General features: G+C 72.4%; 15 protein-coding genes. 7 read left to right on the forward strand and 8 right to left on the reverse strand.

Annotated elements, in window-relative coordinates; genetic code table 11:
* Window positions 1-77 precede the first annotated feature (77 nt).
* The 3 genes from ASF49_RS02480 to ASF49_RS02490 all read left to right on the forward strand — a co-directional run bounded on the left by ASF49_RS02480 (window position 78) and on the right by ASF49_RS02490 (window position 4781).
* A complete protein-coding gene (locus tag ASF49_RS02480; protein WP_056467100.1) occupies window positions 78-2105 on the forward strand; it encodes a right-handed parallel beta-helix repeat-containing protein in 2028 nt (675 codons plus the stop codon).
* A gap of 334 nt (window positions 2106-2439) precedes the next feature.
* Entirely contained in the window at window positions 2440-3801 is a 1362-nt protein-coding gene (locus ASF49_RS02485; RefSeq protein WP_056467103.1) for a UDP-glucose dehydrogenase family protein, read from the forward strand.
* A 14-nt stretch (window positions 3802-3815) separates the two neighbouring features.
* Window positions 3816-4781: a UDP-glucuronic acid decarboxylase family protein gene (locus ASF49_RS02490; protein ID WP_056467106.1), complete on the forward strand. Its 966-nt coding sequence runs from the start codon at window positions 3816-3818 to the stop codon at window positions 4779-4781.
* Window positions 4782-4798: 17 nt separating this feature from the next.
* On the opposite strand, the gene ASF49_RS02495 is transcribed toward ASF49_RS02490, so the two are convergent.
* Window positions 4799-6907, reverse strand: a complete 2109-nt coding sequence (locus tag ASF49_RS02495) for a GumC family protein (protein WP_056467109.1) — start codon at window positions 6905-6907, stop codon at window positions 4799-4801.
* Window positions 6908-7059: 152 nt separating this feature from the next.
* Complete coding sequence (locus ASF49_RS02500) at window positions 7060-8457, reverse strand: O-antigen ligase family protein (RefSeq protein ID WP_056467113.1); 1398 nt, start codon at window positions 8455-8457, stop codon at window positions 7060-7062.
* Between the two features lie 474 nt (window positions 8458-8931).
* Here ASF49_RS02500 and ASF49_RS02505 point away from each other — a divergent pair, with 474 nt between their 5' ends.
* Window positions 8932-10023, forward strand: coding sequence for a helix-turn-helix domain-containing protein (locus tag ASF49_RS02505; protein WP_056467116.1), 1092 nt, complete (start codon window positions 8932-8934; stop codon window positions 10021-10023).
* A 58-nt stretch (window positions 10024-10081) separates the two neighbouring features.
* Here ASF49_RS02505 and ASF49_RS02510 read toward each other — a convergent pair whose 3' ends face one another.
* Window positions 10082-11386 (reverse strand): lipopolysaccharide biosynthesis protein, encoded by a 1305-nt coding sequence (locus ASF49_RS02510; protein WP_082510754.1) that lies wholly within the window; start codon window positions 11384-11386, stop codon window positions 10082-10084.
* Window positions 11387-11408: 22 nt separating this feature from the next.
* Window positions 11409-12410 (reverse strand): lipid II:glycine glycyltransferase FemX, encoded by a 1002-nt coding sequence (locus tag ASF49_RS02515; RefSeq protein ID WP_056467123.1) that lies wholly within the window; start codon window positions 12408-12410, stop codon window positions 11409-11411.
* Between the two features lie 217 nt (window positions 12411-12627).
* Here ASF49_RS02515 and ASF49_RS02520 point away from each other — a divergent pair, with 217 nt between their 5' ends.
* Together ASF49_RS02520 and ASF49_RS02525 are read left to right on the forward strand one after the other, a co-directional pair.
* The gene (locus tag ASF49_RS02520) at window positions 12628-13407 is read left to right on the forward strand and encodes a polysaccharide deacetylase family protein (RefSeq protein ID WP_056467126.1); all 780 of its coding nucleotides are present in this window, start codon (window positions 12628-12630) and stop codon (window positions 13405-13407) included.
* Window positions 13404-14528, forward strand: coding sequence for a glycosyltransferase (locus tag ASF49_RS02525; RefSeq protein ID WP_056467129.1), 1125 nt, complete (start codon window positions 13404-13406; stop codon window positions 14526-14528). The genes ASF49_RS02520 and ASF49_RS02525 overlap by 4 nt, the downstream gene beginning before the upstream one ends.
* 7 nt (window positions 14529-14535) lie before the next feature.
* Here the strand turns inward: ASF49_RS02525 and ASF49_RS02530 are convergent, their stop codons facing one another.
* Together ASF49_RS02530 and ASF49_RS02535 are read right to left on the reverse strand one after the other, a co-directional pair.
* On the reverse strand, window positions 14536-15360 hold the full coding sequence (locus tag ASF49_RS02530) for a WecB/TagA/CpsF family glycosyltransferase (protein WP_162240954.1): 825 nt from the start codon (window positions 15358-15360) through the stop codon (window positions 14536-14538).
* Between the two features lie 26 nt (window positions 15361-15386).
* The gene (locus tag ASF49_RS02535; protein ID WP_244472825.1) at window positions 15387-16652 is read right to left on the reverse strand and encodes a glycosyltransferase family 4 protein; all 1266 of its coding nucleotides are present in this window, start codon (window positions 16650-16652) and stop codon (window positions 15387-15389) included.
* A 667-nt stretch (window positions 16653-17319) separates the two neighbouring features.
* Here ASF49_RS02535 and dps point away from each other — a divergent pair.
* Window positions 17320-17871, forward strand: coding sequence for a DNA starvation/stationary phase protection protein Dps (gene dps, locus ASF49_RS02540; protein ID WP_056467134.1), 552 nt, complete (start codon window positions 17320-17322; stop codon window positions 17869-17871).
* Window positions 17872-18123: 252 nt separating this feature from the next.
* Here the strand turns inward: dps and ASF49_RS02545 are convergent, their stop codons facing one another.
* Window positions 18124-19065, reverse strand: coding sequence for a lipase/acyltransferase domain-containing protein (locus tag ASF49_RS02545; RefSeq protein WP_056467138.1), 942 nt, complete (start codon window positions 19063-19065; stop codon window positions 18124-18126).
* Window positions 19066-19259: 194 nt separating this feature from the next.
* Window positions 19260-19466, reverse strand: coding sequence for a DUF2171 domain-containing protein (locus tag ASF49_RS02550; RefSeq protein WP_156652775.1), 207 nt, complete (start codon window positions 19464-19466; stop codon window positions 19260-19262).
* Window positions 19467-19545 lie beyond the last annotated feature (79 nt).

Consider the following 19545-nt stretch of genomic DNA (forward strand, 5'->3'; position numbering starts at 1 on the left):
CCGTCGCAGGGACGGGCGCCGCAACGCTGATCGAGGTCCGGCGCTTGAGGGCACGCAACCGACGGCCGGGAAGGCCCGTGCGTCTTCTGGCCGGCCTCGCGGCGCTCTGCTTGCCGCTACGGGCCGCTGCCCCGGCCGCCGAGCCGATCGTCATCACCGTCGATCCGAAGGCGACCACCCTTTCCTCGAAGCCCGCTTCGAAGCGCCCTGTCGGCCATGTCGTCGTCGTCACCTTGCCGGCGGCCCTGGCCCTGCGCCGGGCCTGGCGCCGATCGGACCCGCGCCAGGCGATCGCGATCGCCCTCGCCCCCGGACTGCACCGCCTCTCCGAGCCGGTCCGCTTCGGGCCCGAGGATGGCGGCACGGCCGCGGCCCCCCTGGTGGTGCGCGGCAGTCCCGACGGCACCACCCGCCTCGTCGGCTCCGTCCCCCTCTCGCCCGCGCCCGACGGCATCCCCTCCGACCTGCGCGCCCGCCTGCCGGCCGCCGCGCGCGCGCAGATCCGCGCCTATCGGTTGCCCGCCGCGGTCGGGATCGATCCCCGCATCCAGGAACCTCGGACCCTCGCGCACCGCGATGCCCGGGTGAACCTCGCCGTGTTCGATAGCGCCGGGGCGCTCTGGCCGGCGCGCTGGCCGAATGCCGGCTGGGCCAAGGTGGCGGCCGGCAGCGGGGCCGGTGCGGACTTCACCGCGGCCGACGGGCGCATCGAGGGCTGGCGCGGCGAACCCGACCTCTGGGCCGAGGGCTACTGGCACTGGGACTGGCTGTTCGAGGCTTTCCCGGTCGTCGGCCTGGATTCCGCGGCCAGGCGCCTGACCCTGGGCGCGCAGCCCTACGAGGGCGTCGCCAAGGGCGCCCGCTACCGGATCGTCCACGCGCTGGGCGAACTCGACGCGCCCGGCGAGTGGTGGCGCGATGCCGGCTGGGGCGTCCTCCTGGTCTGGCCGCGCGATCCCGCCGGTGCGATCGAGGTGGCGGTCACCGAGACCCTGCTGGCGGTCGAGGGCGCGTCCCATCTGCGCTTCGAGGGGCTGACCCTCGAACAGGCGCAGGGCGACCTCGTCCGGGTCGCCGATGCGACCGATGTGGTGATGACCGGTACGCGCCTGGGCCGGACCCCCGGCCGGGCCCTGTCGATCGCGCGCGCGACCGCCAGCGGACTGGCGGCCAGCACCGTCGCCGAGACCGGCATCGGCGCCGTCCTCCTGTCGGGTGGTGACCGGGCGACCTTGAGCCCCGCCGGGCTCTTCGCCCGGGATTGCCGGATCCGCGACTACGCCCAACTGGCCCGGACCCAGAGTCCGGCGATCACGGTCGAGGGCGTCGGGCAGGTCGTGGAGGGCAACTACATCCACGACACCGACGAGTACGCCATCCTGCTGCGGGGCAACGACCATCGGGTCGCCGGGAACGAGATCGCCCGGGTCCTGTCCGGCTCGACCGATAGCGGCGCCATCTATTCCGGCCGCGACTGGACCGCCCGGGGCACGGTGATCGAACACAATTACCTGCACGACATGCGCGCCGCGCCGGGCTTCGAGATCAAGGGCGTCTACCTCGACGACATGGCGAGCGGCGTCACGGTGCGCGACAACCTGTTCGTGCGCGTCGACCAGCCGGTCTTCCTCGGCGGCGGCCGGGACAACCGCGTCGCCGACAACCTGTTCGTGGAGTCGAGCCCGGCGATCCACGTCGATGCCCGCGGCCGGACCTGGGCCAGCGACGCGATCACCGATCCGCAATCGGAGCTGCGCGCCGCCTACGCGGCGATGCCGGTCGGCTCCAAGCCCTGGCGCGCCCGCTATCCCGGCCTCGCCACGATCCTGCGGGACGATCCGGCGGCCGCGCGCAACACCATCGCGGGGAACGTCTTCCTCGGGAGCGAGCCCGTCCGGGTCGGCGACGGCGCCCGCGCCGACGAGCAGGCCCTCACCGGCAACCGTGGCCCGGACGGCCTGCGCCTGCCCCCCGGCGCCCCCGCGGGCGGCCCGGCGCGCTTCGACACGGTGCTGGACGCCGCCGGCACCGCGATCCGCACCCGGGACTACGCTCCCCTGGACCGCGACGCGCGCCTGCCGCCACCCTCCGGCAAGCGGCCCTGACCCGCTCGCCCGCCCGCGGGGCCGCTTCGCCGGGACGGGCATTACGCCTCGTGAATCGGTCCCGTGGGCGGGTCCGTTAGCGTATGTTGAGGCGTGCCGGCGGAGGGCTGGTATCCGAGGGGCCCGCCACCGGCGAAGAGCGTGACCGCGTTTTGGATGCTTGGCTAAGTATTACCAAGATGATCTGGCCGCCGCCGCCCCGCGGCAGCGGCCCGCTGCTTCCCTCCCCGACCGACGGATTCTTTGATGGATCAACGCATCCCGGGCTGCTAGGCGCCACGGATCGCGCAGATGTCGGTTGCCGGGCACGCGCCCCGGCAGGGAAGGGCATGTCATGCATATCGTGATGGTTGGCTCCGGCTATGTCGGCCTCGTCTCGGGCACCTGCCTGGCGGATTTCGGGCACCAGGTGATCTGCGTCGACAACGATGCGGGCAAGATCGACCTGCTGAAGGCCGGGCGCATGCCGATCTACGAGCCGGGCCTGGAAGCCCTGGTGGCCGAGAACGTCCGCCACGGCCGCCTCAGCTTCTCCACCGATCTCGCCGGCGCGGTCGCCGATGCCGACGCGGTGTTCATCGCCGTCGGCACGCCGTCCCGGCGCGGGGACGGCTTCGCCGACCTGTCCTACGTCCATGCCGCCGCCCGCGAGATCGCGGGCGCGCTCACCGGCTTCACCGTGGTGGTGACGAAGTCCACCGTCCCGGTGGGAACCGGCGACGAGGTCGAGCGCATCATCCGCGAGACCCGGCCCGAGGCCGACGTGGCGGTGGTGTCGAACCCGGAATTCCTGCGCGAGGGCGCCGCCATCGAGGACTTCAAGCGGCCCGACCGCATCGTCATCGGGGCCGACAACGCCCGCGGCGCCGCCGTGATGGGCGAGGTCTACCGGCCGCTCTACCTCAACCAGGCGCCGATCCTCTACACGGACCGGCGCACCGCGGAACTGACGAAGTACGCCGCCAACGCCTTCCTCGCCACCAAGATCACCTTCATCAACGAGATCGCCGACCTCTGCGAGCGGGTCGGCGCGAACGTGCAGGAGGTCGCCCGCGGCATCGGCCTCGACAACCGCATCGGGTCGAAGTTCCTGCATGCCGGCCCGGGCTACGGCGGCTCGTGCTTCCCGAAGGACACAATCGCCCTGGTCAAGACGGCGCAGGATGCCGGCACCCCGATCCGCCTCGTCGAGACGGTGGTCTCGGTCAACGACCAGCGCAAGCGCGCCATGGCGCGCAAGGTGATCCAGGCCTGCGGCGGCTCGGTGCGGGGCAAGACCATCGCGATCCTCGGCCTGACCTTCAAGCCCAACACCGACGACATGCGCGACGCGCCCTCGCTCTCGGTGATCACCGGCCTGCAGGACGGTGGGGCCGTCATCCGCGCCTACGACCCGGAGGGCATGGAGGCCGCCCGCGCGCTCCTGTCGAACGTGGCCTATGCGGGGGACGCCTACGAATGCGCCGCCGGGGCCGACGCGGTGGTGATCGTCACGGAATGGAACGCCTTCCGGGCCCTCGACTTCGCCCGGCTGCGTGCGACGATGGCCGCGCCCGTGCTGGTGGACCTGCGCAACGTCTACAAGGCCGAGGATGTGCGTCGGCGGGGCTTCCACTACACCGGCGTCGGCCAGGCCCCGGTCCGGAGCACGCTCCCCGACGCCCACCCCCACGACGACGCCGTGCAACGCGAATAGGTTCGGACCAGGGCATGCGATACGGCGCGACGAAGACGATCCTGGTCACCGGCGGAGCCGGCTTCCTGGGCTCCCACCTCTGCGAGCGGTTGCTGGAGCAGGGGCACGAGGTCCTCTGCGTCGACAATCTCTTCACCGGATCCCGCCGCAACATCGCCCCGCTGCTCGACAATCCTCGCTTCGAGTTCATGCGCCACGACGTGACCTTCCCGCTCTACGTCGAGGTCGACGAGATCTACAACCTCGCCTGTCCGGCCTCGCCGGTGCACTACCAGTTCGATCCGGTGCAGACGGCCAAGACCAGCGTCATCGGGGCGATCAACATGCTCGGCCTCGCCAAGCGGCTGAAGATCAAGATCTTCCAGGCCTCGACCAGCGAGGTCTACGGCGACCCGGAGGTGCATCCGCAGCCGGAGGAGTACTGGGGCCGGGTCAATCCGATCGGGTATCGCTCCTGCTACGACGAGGGCAAGCGCTGCGCCGAGACGCTGTTCTTCGACTACCACCGGCAGCACAATCTCTCGATCAAGGTGGCGCGCATCTTCAACACCTACGGCCCGCGCATGCATCCCAACGACGGGCGGGTGGTCTCGAACCTCGTGGTGCAGGCCCTGCGCAACGAGGACATCACCCTCTACGGCGACGGCTCGCAGACCAGGGCCTTCTGCTACGTCGACGACCTCATCGAAGGGTTCCTGCGCCTGATGGAGACCGGCCCCGAGGTCACGGGTCCGATCAACCTCGGCAATCCGGGCGAGTTCTCGATCCGCGAGCTCGCCGACCTCGTGATCGAGCTGACGGGCTCGCGCTCGCGCATCGTCGCCCGCCCGCTGCCGCCCGACGATCCGCGCCAGCGCCGGCCCGACATCACCCAGGCCAGGGCGGTCCTCGACTGGGCGCCGACGGTCTCGCTGCGCGAGGGCCTGATGCGCACGATCGGCTATTTCGACCGCCACCTCGGCGCGAACACCCCGGCCTGACAGGGTGCCCCGGCGGCTCAGTCGAGCGCCTCCGCCCCGGTGAGCACGAGGCCGACGAAGGGGCGCGGGCCGATGGCCGCGAGCGCCCGGTCGAGGGTGGCGTAACGGCTCTGCCCGTGCCGGACGGTGACGAGCACCGCGGTGACGCGAGGGTCGGCCGCCAGGCGCTCGGCGATGGCGTCGGCGCCGATCAGGCCGACATGGATGACCACGAGGTCGTAGGCGTCCTGCGTGCCCAGGATGCTGTCGACGTAGCCGCGCAGGTCGCTGCGCGCGGTCTGGCCGTCCTGCGGGATCAGGGCGAGGCCCGAGCGGTGGCGCACCAGCACGTCCGAGAGGTCGCCCCGGCCGGGCACCGGGCCGCCGCGACGAGGCGGCAGGCCGACCTCCCGGGTCACGGTGCCGTCGGCGGAGGCGTCGACGAGGAGGACGCGCTCGTTCTCCTGGGCGGCCGAGGCGGCGTAGTCGAGGGCGAGCATCGAGCGGCCGGCGACGTCGTCGGCGGAGGTGACCACGATGACGTGCGGGCGCTTGGCCGGTAGGTCGCGGCGCAGGCGGTTGCGCAGCCGCGTGATCGCGACCTCGTAGGGCCCGCTGCCCAGGCGGTCGGTCCCGTTGCGGGCGCCGCGCGGCAGGGTCGGCAGGAGCCCGAGGACGAGGCGCTGGGTCCGCGTCTCCAGGCGCGTGCGGGAGCGGATGCGCCCGCTGAACTGCTCGGCCATCAGGCTGCCGCCGACGCCGAGCCCGAGGCCGGCGACGAGGGCGGCGACGAGCACGATGGCGGCGGGCGGACCCTGGCGCCGGGTGGGCGGCAGGGCCGGCGAGATGATGCGCGAGGTCGAGGTGTCGAGCTGCTGCTGCTCCTGCAATTCGCGGGTGCGCACCAGGAAGGCCTCGTAGACGCCGCGCCGGGCATCGACCTGGCGCTCCAGCTCGCGCAGCTTCACGAAGCTGTCGCCGACCTTCAGGGCCTCGGCCTTGCGCTTCTCGAGGGCCTGCGAGAGCTCGGTCACGTTGGCCATGCTGGCGCGGTACTCGTTGCGGATGGCCGCGCCGATGCGCTTCACCTCGGCCTCGAGCTGGTTGCGGGCGCTGCGCACCTGCACGTCGGAGGCGTTCATCGCGGGGTGGCGCTCGCCGAGGCTGGTGGCCGCATCGGCGCGCTGGCGCTCGGCCTGGGCGAGCTGGCCGCGCAGCTGCCCGATGGTCTGCGACTGCAGCACCTCCTGGATCGAGTCGAGCTTGGCCGGGTCGCCGCTGGTGGCGCCCTCGATCTGGCGCAGCTTGGCCTGCTGCTCGGCGGCCTTGGCGCGGGCGGCGCCGAGCTGGTCGCTGAGCTGGCCGAGCTGCTGCTCGCTCACGAGCTGGGTGCGGGTGCCCACGAGGTTGTTCTTGGTGCGGAAGGCCTGGGCCGCGGTCTCGGCCTGCTGGACGCCGTCGCGCAATTCGCCGAGGCGGCTGTTCAGCCCTTCGCGCGCCCGCCGGATCGCCTCGGAGCGGTTGCCGATCTCGGTGGCGAGGTAGGTCTCGGCGACGCTCTGGGCGATGCGGGCCGACTTCTCGCGGTCGTTCGACGAGACCGAGACGTCGACGGCGAAGCTGCGCTCGAGGCGCCGGGCCGACATCCGGTCCCGCAGCGCCCGCAGGGCCGTCAGGGCCGGATCGGCCTCGGGTTCGGCGGCGCGCCCGAGGAGGTGCCCCACCCAGGCGCGGAAGCGGTCGAGGGCGCCGGGCTCGACGAAGTCCGGATCGGCGGCGAGGCGCTGCGAGGCCACGACCTTGCGCAGGACGTCGTCCGACTGGAGCACCCGGAGCTGGCTGTCGACGAGGAGGAGCGTGGATTCGTTGGCCTGGCCCTGCGGGTTGGCCTCGTCCTTGAGCACGGCGAGGCCGCGCGGGTCGATGAGGAGCTGGACCGTCGCGGCGTACTGGGCCGGCAGGGCGAGGAAGCCCGCCGCCAGGCCCAGGAGGACGAGGATCGGCAGGATCACGCTCAGCCAGCGGCGGCGCAGGATGCGGCCGACCTCGCCCATGTCGAGGAACCAGGGCAGGGGCTCGCGCGCGGTCTCCGTGCCGGCACCGAGGTGCTGCAGGATCGCTGGTGGGGCGCGTTCGATGACAGCCATGGACGCTTTCCGTTACGCAATCGACGCGGGGCGGGCGCGGTGTCCGCCGTCCCGGATCGGGACGGTGCGGCCCGTCGAGTCCCGCTCCGGTCGGTCGCTCCGGCCGATTCCGGCACGTCGCGCGCCGAATCCAGCCTGTTGCCGGTTCCGTTTCACGAAATGCGCCACGCGCTCGGGACGCCGGCATCCGGGAAGGGCGCGCTCGGCGCCGGCGCCGGCGCGGGCGCACGGGGATAGGCCGGCACGCGCCCGTCCGGCGGGAGCTGGACCCGGATGAAGGCCAGGAGGCCGGCCAGGGCCAGCACGTTGACGTTCCAGTCCTGGAAGATGCCCGGCGTCGTCATGCCGTTGAGCACGAGCATCAGCACACAGGAGGCGACGAAGCGGCGCCCGCCGCGATCGAGCCTCATGCCCCAGGACAGGGTCGTGAGCAGGACCACCAGGGCGAAGCCGAGGCCGATCAGGCCGGTGCCGGCCCAGGCGCTGAGGAACATGTTGTGCGAGCTCGTGATGAACACGTCCTCGCGCCCCAGGGTCTCGGCCAGGGCCGTGGTCGGGATCAGGAGCTGGATGAAGCGGTCGCCGGCCGAGAAGCCCGATCCGGCGAGGCGGTCCTGCGTCGCCGCGATGAAGGTCGGCCAGAAGGTCGAGCGCCCGGTGCCGTTGGCGAGCTCGATGGCGGGCTTCTGCAGGATGGTGGCGAGGAGGTCGAGGAGGGCCGGGAAGGCCGCGAGGTCGAGCATCAGCAGGACGAAGCCCACCGTGGCCGCCAGGGCGCCGGCGATGCCGAGGCGGCGCAGGACGGCGTTGCGCGAGGACATCAGCAGGGCCGGGCCGACCGCCACCAGGGCGCCGGTGCTGGCCGCCGAGCCGGCGATCACGAAGCCCGCGAGGGCCAGCACGAGGTAGGTCCGCCGGCGCCGCTCCGGCGGCCGGAAGATCACCAGGAAGCCCAGCATCGCGCAGACGTAGGGCATCATGTTGTTCTTGGCGGCCGAGAACACGATGCCCTGGGCCAGGCTCTCCAGGATGATCGGCAGCACGGCCACGAGCCAGGCCACGGTGATGATCGCCAGCAGGTCGGCGAAGCGCCGCTCGATGTCGGTCCGGTCGAAGATCACGATCGAGGCGTGGTAGAAGACGTACAGCTCCGCGCTCCGGTAGAGCGTGTAGGGCGGCACGATCGACCAGGCGGCGCTCAGGGTGTTCGCGCCGATCATCAGCGTGAACGGCAGGTAGGGCATCGCAAAGGGCAGCAGCGCGACGCGCCGGTCCAGGGCGATCTTCATAAACAGGTACAGGCCGGTCAGGCCGGTGAGCACCAGCGTGATGATGTTCGACGCGCTGAGGCCTTCCTCCAGCACCGCGTTGCCGTCCTCGCGCGGCACCGTGAAGACCAGGGGCATGAAGGCGAAGGTGCAGACCAGCACCATCGGAAGCAGGAGCCGGGCATCGAGCGGGCGGACCGCCACCGCGAGCCGGCGCCGGAGCACGGGGTAGAGCATCGCGAACCAGGCCGGGATCGCCAGGACGAGAAACAGGTTCAGCACGCGTCTCCCTCCCCCATGGCCTGCGGGTCCGACGATGACGACACTTCGGCTGTGAAGCGTTTCACGGGCGTGAATTGCTCCCGAAACGCGGCCGGACTTCGGCATTATCGTAAATGGCAGCAGAACGGACTCGACGACTCCTGGTGGGCGAAGACGGGTTGCGAGAAAAGCTTGTGGACGGCGTCTCCCGGGCCGCTCGGCCCGGCACCGGCCTCGGCCCCGGCCCCGGCCTCGCCGAGCCTGTCCGGGCCGCCGGTCCGATCCTGACGAAGATGTGAATCCCGTCGATCTGGAGACGAACAAGCCCGCGGTTCTACGGTCGATCGCCTGTATCGTGCTCCGCTATCGAGACGTGGCCCCGCCACGGGCCCGACTCGGGCAAGTCGCGTGGCGGAGACGTCGCGCGGTGGGTCGGGTCCGGCCCGCGCAGGTCCGTCGTCCCCCGGCGCGCCGCCGACCGTCGAATGAGATGCGATGTCCGAGACGCCGAATCCGCAAGACCCCGCTTCGCAAGACCCCGCTTCGCAAGACCCCGCTTCGCAAGATCCCGCTTCGGAGGCTTCGGCTTCCGCGATCCCGTGCGACCGGTTCCGCCTGCCCGCCGATCCGGACCGGCGGGCGGGCACCTGGGAGGCGCATCTGGCGTCGATCTACGCGGTGACGGTCGCCCGCGACGCCGACCTGTCGGCGGGCATCGGGCTGACGACCTACAATTTCGGCTCCGTGCTGCTCGGCAGCGTCTCGGCGCCGGCCCAGCGCCTGGAGCGCAACGCCCGCATGATCGCGCGCCAGGGCGTCGACCACATCCTGCTGCAATTCTACACGGTCGGGCAGAGCAAGGTGGAGAATGGGCGCCGGGCCGCCGCGGTGAAGCCGTGGCAGCTGGTCGTCTTCGACATGGCGCAGCCGGTGGTGACCGAGGCGGAAGCGGTCTGTGCCACCAACATCATGCTGCCCCGCGCGCACCTGGCCGACCACATCGCGACCATCGAGGGCCTGCACGGCCAGTCCCTGGATTACGGCGGCACGCCGGTGCGTCGGCTGTTCCACACCTTCCTGTCGGGGCTCGCCTCCTGTGCCGAGGGCTTGAGCGCCCACGAGGCCCGCCACCTCTCCCTCTCGGCCGCGCATCTCTGCAACGCCTGCTTCCAGCCCGACGAGGGCGCCGCCCGGGCCTCGGACCGGCTGACCAGCATCGCGATCCGCCGCTTCATCGAGGCGGAGCTGGGCTCGGAGGCGCTGGATGCCCCCGCGATCCTCGCTCGGTTCGGCTTGTCCCGCTCGAACCTCTATCGCGTGTTCGAGGCCGATGGCGGGGTCGCCGCCTATATCCGCGAGCGGCGCCTGCTGCGTGCGATGCGCCTGCTGACGGCGCCCGGCGGGAAGCCGCGGGTCTCGGCCGTGGCCTACGCCACCGGCTTCTCCAGCGAGAGCGCGTTCTCCCGCGCGTTCCACCGGCGCTTCGGCGTCCTGCCGCGGGAGACGGGACTGAGCGCGGCCCTGTCCGGCATGGGCCGCGAGGCGCAGCCGGCCCTGGTCTCTTGGATGAAGGCCCTCGCGGCCTGACCCCGACGGCCGAGGACGCCCGGCGCCCGACTGACGCCCGGCGCCCGGATCCGGCGGTTCAGCCGCCGCGGGCCGAACGCCGGCGCATGGTCAGGATCAGGTGCGCGGCCGAGACCGCGTGCCCGATGGTGATGACGAGGGCGGCCCCGGTGATCCCGTACCAGGCGATCAGCGGGACCATGATCGCCAGGGAGACCACGAGGCTGACCACGAAGGCGCGGAAGACCGGGCCGGTGTCCTGGATCGCCCGGAAATACTGGGTCACCATATCGCGCAGGAAGATGCAGGCGACCGCGAGCGCCAGGATGCGCACGCTGGCGGCGTAGTCCGCGAAGGCCGGCCCGAACACCAGGGCGAGCCAGGTCCCGGCCGGGAGCGCGATGGCGAGGAGGAGCAGGGCGACCACGGGCCCGAGGGTCAGCGTCGCCCGCTCCAGATAGGCGCGCAGGCCCCGGTCGCCGCCGGTCTCGAAGGCGTGCGCGGCGGCCGTGGGAAGGATGTTCTCCGTGGCGGTCAGCAGGATGATCACGAAGCCGACGAGGTACTGCGCCGCCCGCAGGCCGCCGATCGCCTCGTCGCCGAGCGCGATCCCGGCGACGATCCAGGCCAGCTGCTCCTGCCCGAAGGTGACGAAGACCAGGGGGAACATCCAGCGGCCGATGCCCCAGTGCCGCCGCGCCACCGGCACGAGGCGCAGCGGGCGCCGCGGCGCGCGCCAGATGCCGTAGGCGAGGGGGGCGGCGGTGACGAGGGCGGTGCCCGCCAGGAGCGCGGTGGCCAGGGCCGCGTCGAGGACGAGGCCGCACCACCAGGCGAGCGCGAGGGCCAGGGGGAAGGCCACGGCCCGGGCGGTGTCCATCGCTACGGCGACGAGGCCGCGCCCGCGGGCGAACAGGGTTCGGCGCACGGTGAGCTGGAGGTTCTGCGCCACCGTCAGGGCGGCGCCGGCGGCGACGACGCCCGGCTCCACGGCATGGTGGCGCAGGGCGAAGACGGCGACGAGGGCCAGGGCGACGCCGGCCGCGGCCACCACCGCAGCGAGGAGGGCGGCGGCCAGGACGGTGGCGTCGTAGGTCGAGGCGGATCGCCGCCCCCGCGCCGCCAGCGTCATCATCGGCGCCGTCACCAGCGCGTTGTGCAGCCCCTGCGCGAAGGCCGTCACGATCAGGATCAGGACGAAGAGCCCAAATTCCTCGATGCCGACCAGGCGCGCGGTGGCGATGCCGCTGACGAAGCCGAAGCCGCTGACGACGGCCTGGTCGAGCAGGGAGGCCAGGGCCGGACGCCGGGCGAAGCGCAGGGCGCGGGCGACGAGCCCGGCCTCGTCGCCGCGGGGCTGGATCACGGGGCTTTGCGGGACCATCGACCTCCGGGGGACGCGTCGGTCAGCGATAGGACAGGAAGGCCGCCGCCGCATCCCGCAGGCGCGGGGTGCGGCCATAGATCCAGCGCGGGCCGCTGAGGGCCGGCGTCTTGCTCAGGCCGTGCTTGAACTCGAAGACGCCCCGGTTGTTGGCCGGGTCGATGCCCCCGAAATCGAAGGTCCGGCGCCCCTCGGCATGGGCCTGTTCGACGAAGCGCCAGACCGCCAGGGTCGGGGCGGCGCAGGCCCGCGCCCGATCGTTCGAGGCGGTGTAGAAATCGGTGAAGCGCCGGCCCGAGACGTGGGCGATGCGGATCAGCACCCGCTCGCCCTTCTCGCGGACCTCGAGGATGCGGTGGTGGGGATCGCGCGCGACGAGGTCGCGGAAGAGCGGCCCGTTGAGGCTGTCGCGAAAGCCCTTCTGGGCCTGGAGCGCGCCGTACATCTCCCAGAAGGCGTCGAAGGCCGCGAGGCGCTCGTCGAGGTCGGTGAGGAAGCGCGTGGTCAGGTCGGGATTGCGCTCGGCCTTGCGCAGGGCCTTGCGCCAGCGCTGGTCCATCGCCTGGAGGAGCGGCTCGGTGCCCCCCGTCAGGTCGAGTTCCAGGGTGAAGTACTTGGCCGACTGCGCCGGCACGAAGCCGTGACCCAGCAGGGCGAGGAGGATCGCGTCGGACTGGAAATGCTCGAAGCTCACCGCCACGAGGTCGAGGCGGCCGAGGGCCAGGTGCTCGAGGAACAGGGCGACCACCGCGTCGGCGTGCTTCTCGCCCTTCTCGGTGAGGAGCGGGCAGCCCTGGAGCAGCACGAAGCGCACGAAGCCGCGCCGCTTCACCTGGTACTGGATCAGCGCCACCGGCGCCTCGCTGGCATCGCGCACGACGAGGCGTGTCACGTCCCAGCCGATCCTGCCCTTGTAGGCGCCCCACATCCACGACGCGAAGACGTTGCCGCGGGGCAGCGACCAGATCGCTTCGTCCCAGACGGCCGGGTCCGGACAGGGACGGATGGTCAGTGCCGCGCTCATCGGAGTTTCATGTCTCGCAGGTCCGCCACGGGCGTCGGTCCGTCAGGTCGATCGATCGAGGCGCCTTCTTACGGTGAAATGCCTGCCATCCCCGCTCGCGCGGCGCTCGTCTTCAGGCAAGACTGTGAAGATCCTTAATTTAACGCTGTTGGCGAATGGTTCCGGGGATGTCCGTCGCGTCGCTGCTGATCAGCCGCGGATCTGTTAAGGTCGCGTCATGCCCAGGACGTTCGAACATTTCATCCGCGACACGCCCGTCCTGCGCGAGGCGGCCCTGCGGGTGCGGGCGCTGTCCCGGTCGATGGCGGCGGCGCCGCCCGGGCTCTACACGCTCTGCTATCACCATGTCGCCCCGGGCCGGCAGGAGCGCTTCGCCCGTCAGCTGCGCTTCCTCGCCCGGCACGGCACCTTCGTCACGGCGGACCGGGCCGCCGACCTCGTCGCGCGCGGGGAGGCCGCCCAGGGCCGCTCCTTCCTCGTCAGCTTCGACGACGGCTACGCCGACACCCACGCGGTGGCGCTGCCGGTGCTGCGCAGCCTGGGCGTCCCCGCGATCCTGTTCCTCGTCAGCGACTGGATCGACGCGCCCCCGGACGCGGACCGGGCCGGCTACATGGACCGCCCCGCGGTGGCGGACTGGCTCGCCGCCGGCCTCGACGTCGGCTCCCATTCGGCGACCCACCGCAACCTTGCGCGCCTCGACGCGGCGGAGATCGGCGCGGAACTGACCCGCTCGCGCCGGGACCTGCAGGCGCTGACCGGCCGTCCCATCCGGGACTTCGCCTGCCCCTGGGGCGTGGCCGGCACCGATTTCGACCCGGCGCGCGACACGGCGCTGGCCCGGGACGCGGGCTACCGCAGCTTCCACACCACCCGCCGGGGCGCGGCCCGGGGACCGGACGACCTCATGCTGATGCCGCGCCACGTCCTCGAGCCGGACTGGGGCCTCTACCAGATCGATGCCCTGGTGGGCGGGCGGGCGCGCGCCGCCCGATGAGCCGGACCGCATCCGGGCGCCGCGACGGCCCCGTGGTGATCGTGATCGGCGCGCGCGCGCCGTACATGCACCGCCTCTACGAGCGCCTCGGCGCCGCCCTCGACCGGCCCCTGCACGTGCTGGCCTGCAGCGCCCGCGAGGCGGCCCGGCAATGGGAGATGCCCGAGCCGGAGGCCTACCGCTTCGCCGTGGTGCCGGGCCTGCGCTGGTACCGCAGCGCGGTGAGCAACCTCTACGTCAATCCGGCCATCGTGCCCCGCCTCGCCGCCCTGCGCCCGAGCGTCCTCGTGGTCAACGACTTCGCCCCCACCATGCTGATGGCCGCCGCGGCCGCGCGCGCCCTCGGCGTGCCCTACGGCCTGCGCACCGACGGCGTGCCCGAGACCGATCCCGGCCGGCGCTCGCGGCCGCACCGGGCGATGCGGCGGCTGCTGGTCCCGGGCGCGCGCTTCGGCCTCGGGCCGAGCGCGGGCAGCCTCGCCCTCCTCGAAGGCTACGGCCTGCCCGCCGACCGGCTCGCGCTGGCCCCGCTCTTCCCGGCCTGGGATGCCGGCCCGGCGGCGGGCACGCCCGAGGCGGAGCGGCCCTACGACCTCCTGTTCTGCGGCATCCTCAACGAGGACGTGAAGGGCGCGCGCTTCTTCACCGACGTCGTCCTCGCCTGTGCGGCGAGCGGCCGGGCTCTCCGGGTCCGGGTCGCCGGCGACGGCCCCCTGCGCGCCGAGATGGAGGCGCGCCTGGCGGCGGCCGGGGTCGCGGCGCGGTTCGACGGCTTCGTGCAGCAGGCGGATCTCGGCGCGGTCTACGCCTCGGCGCGGCTGTTCCTGTTCCCGAGCCGGGGCGACGTCTGGGGCATCGTCCTGCAGGAGGCCCTGCAGAGCGGGACGGCGGTGCTCGCCTCGCCCCATTCGGGCGCGGCGCGGGAGCTCGTCGCGGCCTCCGGATGCGGCGAGGTCCGCCCGATGACGGTGGCGGGCTGGGCCGACGCGGCCCTGGCGCTCCTCGACGATCCCGGGCGGCGGGCCGCCTTCCGCAGCCGGGCCGTGCCGGCCCTGGCACGGTTCTCCCTCGACGCCGCGACGCGGGCCTACCGCGCGGCGCTCGGCCCCGCCCTCGCCTGAACCCGGCTCAGAACAGGGGGACGCCGTGCGGCGGCGCGGCCCGCTTGCCCCGGCGGGCGCGGTCGAAGGCCACGATGGCGAGGAAGCGCGGCACCACCTGGGCGTAGCGGGCGCGCAGGCGCCGGGGCTCCTGGATCAGGCGGAAGAGCCATTCGAGGCCGCACCAGGTCATCACCCGCGGCGCCCGCGGGATCGTGCCGATGTTCACGTCGAACGCCGCCCCCACGCCCATGGCGACGATCCCCGGCAGGAACGGGGTGTGCGCCTGCATGAAGAGCTCCTGCTTGGGCGTACTCAGCCCGATCCACAGGACCTGGGTGCCGTTGGCGCGCAGGCGCGCGTAGAGGTCCCCGGCCTCCGGCTCGGTCAGGGGCCGGTAGGGCAGGGTCTCGGCCCCGGCCACCGCGAGGCCGGGCGCGCGCCGGGCCATCTCGGCGGCGAGCTTCTCGGCCACGCCGGGTCCGCCGCCGAGGAAGAAGTGGCGCCAGCCCGGCTCGAGGCCGGCCCGGCACACGGCCTCGACCGATTCGATGCCCGGCACCTGGGCGATGGCCCTGTGGCCGCGCAGGCGCCCGACCCAGGCCAGGGGCCGCCCGTCGGCGCAGACCAGGAGGGCGGCGTCGTGGGCCGCGCGCACCTCCGGCTCGTCCTGTGCCCGGACGATGCCGTGCGCGTCGCGGAAGACCACGAAGGTGCCCGGCGCGGGGGTGGGCCGGCCCAGGCGGCGGCGGAGCGCCGCGACGAGGCCGCCCATGTCGGTGATCGAGACCGGGACGCCGCCCAGAAGGAAGTGCGGAACATCCGGATCGTGGCCCCAGGCGCGCGCAGGCATGTCGGTGTCCGGAATGAGAGGGCGCGTCATGCGGCGGCCCGGTCGGTGTCTGTGGAACGGGCCGCGACGGCTTCGCGGTAGATCGCGAGCGCGCGCGCGGTGACGGCGGCTTCCGTCCAGTCGCGCTCGTAGGCCTGGCGCGCCCGGCGGCCCATCGCCCGCGCGGCGTCGGGGTCTTCGACGATCCGGTCGAGGGCGCGGGCGAGCCCCGCGGGATCGCGCGGCGGCACCAGGAGGCCGGTCTCGCCGTCGGCGACGAGGTCGGCCAGGGCGCCGATGCGCGAGGCGACGACGGGCGTGCCGAGGCTGAACGCCTCGGCGATGACCATGGGCAGGCCCTCGTACCAGTGCGAGGGCACCACCAGGGCGGCCGCCCGCGCCATCGCCGCCTGCACGGCCGCCCGGTCCTGGGGGCCGAGGACGGTGAGGCCGGGGGCGCGGCGCAGGACCGCCTCCTCGGGACCCTCGCCGATGACCGTCACGGGGGCGCGGCCGAGCCGCGCGGCCTCCATCAGGGTGCCGACGCCCTTCTCGGGCACGAGCCGCCCGACGAACAGGATGCCGGCCCGCGGGCCGGCGGTGTCGAGGCCTGGATCGGCGAGGCCCGGATCGGCGAGGCCGTTCGGCTTGATCCGGATGCGGCTCTCCGGGAGGCCGGCGGCGAGGAAGCGCGCGCGGGCGAAGGGGGTGAGCGCGATGAAGCGGTCCACGTCCCGCTGCCAGGTGCCCGCCCGCCGGTGCACGTCGATCATCCGCGCCACCGCCAGCGATCCCAAACGGGAGCCGCGATAGCAGGCGTGCCGCACCGCCCGATAGGGGGAGCCGGCCACGCAATCCTCACAAGGTCGGGATTCGCGCATGAGGATGCCGTTGGCGCAGGTCACGCGGAAATTGTGGAGGGTCTGCACGGTGGCGGCCCCTTCGGCGCGCACGGCCGCATGCATGCCCGGCGAGACCTGCGGAAACACGTTGTGCGCATGCACCAGGTCGGGCCGGAACGCGCGCACCGCCTCGACCACGGCGGCGATCCCGCGCGGCGCGTGCGCCGCCTCGTAGGCCGTGCGCAGGCGGTCCCATCCGGTGCGGATGCCGGCATTGTCGAAGAAGAGCGTCTCGACGGTCTGCCCGGCGCGGCGCAGGCTCGCCACCTCCTGGGCCACCACCGAGTCCTCGCCGCCGCGCACCTGGTAGCGGTTGTGCACCACGAGGATGCGCAGGGGCGCGGCGCCGGGCACGGCCGACGCGGACGGGCCGCCACCCGGACGGCTTCGAGCGACCTCTGGACTGATCATCGCGATATGCCATGCCCGGTAGGGTGGCAGCGCGGCTGCCGGTGAAGTGAATGACGAGCGTTGGACTGCCGCCGATCCTGAGCAAGATTAAGCGCGCTCGTCTTAAGAATTGCCACCGTGTTTCGAGGATCGAGCCGCATCGCCATTCACCTTTGTCTTACCACGTTGGACATCCGGGCCTTGGAGCCGGGCGACTGAAAGACCTGGTGCGGCGGAGAGACTCGGGACGGCGGGCGAATCGAGGTCGGCGGCAAGCACGGACATACGTCAGGTCAGATGAACGCGCGCCCCTCGATCTCTCTTTCGCACCGTCGGCCAACGCGATCCTGTTCACATCGTTCGCGGCGGAGCCGGCGACGTCAATTTATGGTTGACGATCGCCTGCGCGCCGCGCGCATCGGACGGGAGGGCAGGGGGGTGGGTCCATGCGGGAGTCGCATGTCTGGTCCGTGATCCACCGGGAACGCCCCCCGCACGGCCAGATCGGCAGGAACATGGGCCGGAGCCTGTCGTTGTTTGGCAGATTGACCGTGTGGGCGGCGCATGCCGCCGCTCGCCCGAGATCAAGCTCAGCCGAAATCGGAGGCTCGGCGCCGCCACCGCCCCTGGTGCAGGTCGCGCGGTGCGCCTTCCACGAGACTTGCCACGAGACTGAAGGACGATCCGAATGGCCGATAAGACCCAAGCCGGTAACCAGCGTCTCCACGAGACCCAGAACGGCACCAAGTCCAACGCGAAGAAGGTTTCGATCGACGTGCTGAACGCGCGCCTGTCGGACGGAATCGACCTCGCCCTCGACGTGAAGCAGGCGCACTGGAACCTCAAGGGCCCGCAGTTCATCGGGATCCACGAGATGCTCGATGGCTTCCGGACCGAGCTCGACGACTACAACGACAAGGTCGCCGAGCGCATCACCCAGCTCGGCGGCACCGCGCGCGGCACTGCCCAGGCGGTCGCCTCGGCCTCGCAGCTGAAGCCCTATCCCCTGGACGCCTACGCGATCGCCGACCACTTGGCCGCGCTGATCGACCGCTACGGCGTCTACGCCAACGCCGTGCGCCAGAACATCGACGACACCGACGAGGCGGGCGATGCCGGCACGGCCGACCTCCTTACCGAGGTCTCGCGCGGCGTCGACAAGCAGCTCTGGTTCCTGGAGGCCCACGTGCAGGAGCCGACCGGCACCCTGCGCGACGGCGACCACGCCGGCCAGCGCTGAGCATCGGCCCGACATCGATCGATATCGGGGGACGCCGCGAGGCGTCCCCTTTTTCGTGGGCCGACGGCATCGCATTCGGACCTGCCCGCGACGCCCGGGAGTGACGGCGCGGAGCCCTGATCACGCATCCCATCGCCCGTCTCGCCGGGAACCCGGGTCTGCGCGGCCATCAGCGGGACCGGAAGCGGGCGGCGGATCATCTGCCGCGGTCGCACCCCACGCCGCATCCGTCGCGCACAGCCGCTGCCGCGCTCAATCGGCGTTGCTCAGATCCGAATGCGCCGGCGATCGAGGCGGTGTTCGTCCGGTGACGGCCGCTTCCGTCGGCCGCGCCTCCGCCTCCAGGTATCCGCGCGCGATCCGGGAAAACTCCGGCGTGCGCAGGTAGCCGTAGGACTTGTGGTGGTTCGCCTCGCCGGTGGGCCGGCGGTAGTCGTTCACCACCCGGTGGTCGGCGACCGCGACGCCGGCATCGTTCGGCCGGAAATCCTCCGCCAGGGTGCCGGTGAGCGTGACGATGTCGTTGCCGTCGGCGAGGTTGGTCCAGTGGCCGAGGTTGTTCGGAACCCGGGCCTCGCCGAACTCGGCCGCGATCTTCATCTTCACCTTGGCGAGGCCGAGCGGGGCGCCGACGGTGACGAGGTGGTCGATCCGCAGGTCCGGCCGGTCCCGCTCCAGGAGCCGCAGCACGTCGTAGGCGATCACCGAGCCCATGGAATGGGCGACCAGCAGGATGCGGTGGCCGCGGAGCTGCGCCAGCCGCTCGCTCAGGCGGTTCCGGACCTCGGCCGCGAAGGCGCGCTCGCCGTGATAGTGCCAGAGATCGTCGAAGCGGTGTTCCAGGATGACGTCGTCGACGAGGGTGATCCCGGTGGCCTCCTCGATGCGGTCGATCCCGGCATACAGGGTGGCGAGGACGTCCTGGCCGGTGAGGCTCGGGGCGTCGGCCTCGGCTGGCAGGGGGCTCGCCTCCGCCTGCGGCCGGTACGGCTCGGCGATGGCGTCGCTGGCGAGCGGCGCCTCGTAGCGCAGGTCGGCCCAGTACACGAAGGCGAGGCCGAAGGCGGCATCCGCGAGTCCTTCGTTCCGCGCCAGGCCCTCGGCGATGGCCTCGCGCCACCAGCGCGTCTTCTCATCGACCGGCGGCTTGTTGGCCAAGCCGTGGATGCCGACGATGACGCTGGGCCGTTCCATGGTGTCCGAGAATTTCCTGTCCGGGCGGTCGTGTCGTCGCAACGCTTCTGCGGTCGCAACGCTTCGACCGCCGCAAGTTTTCGATGGCGCGAATCTGGGTTGCCGCACGTCTGCGTGAGCGCAACGCTTCTCCGATCTAGGGCCGGCCGCAGGGCGGGCGACCGGACGAAAGGTCGCCCGGGGGCGAGCGCCGCTCAGCCGGCATCCTCCCAGTAGCCGCGGACATCGGCGGCCGTGGCGGTGAGGTGGACGTGTTCGTCCACCCGCTCGACCCAGGCCAGCGGCAGCAGGTGGTGGCGGCCATGGGCGGCGGGGTCCGACCGGGTCAGTTTGATGAGGGTATCGCCCTCCATGTGGTCGACCGTCCCCACATGGAGCCCGTCCGACGACCGGACTTCCATGTGCGCCTTGATATCCGCTGTCTCTGGCATCTGGCCTTTTTCGCTCCGCGACCCTCCAGCCTCAACGGCCCGGCGCAGC

It is taken from the genome of Methylobacterium sp. Leaf104 (assembly GCF_001422885.1).
In the GTDB taxonomy this organism is placed as follows: Bacteria; Pseudomonadota; Alphaproteobacteria; order Rhizobiales; family Beijerinckiaceae; genus Methylobacterium.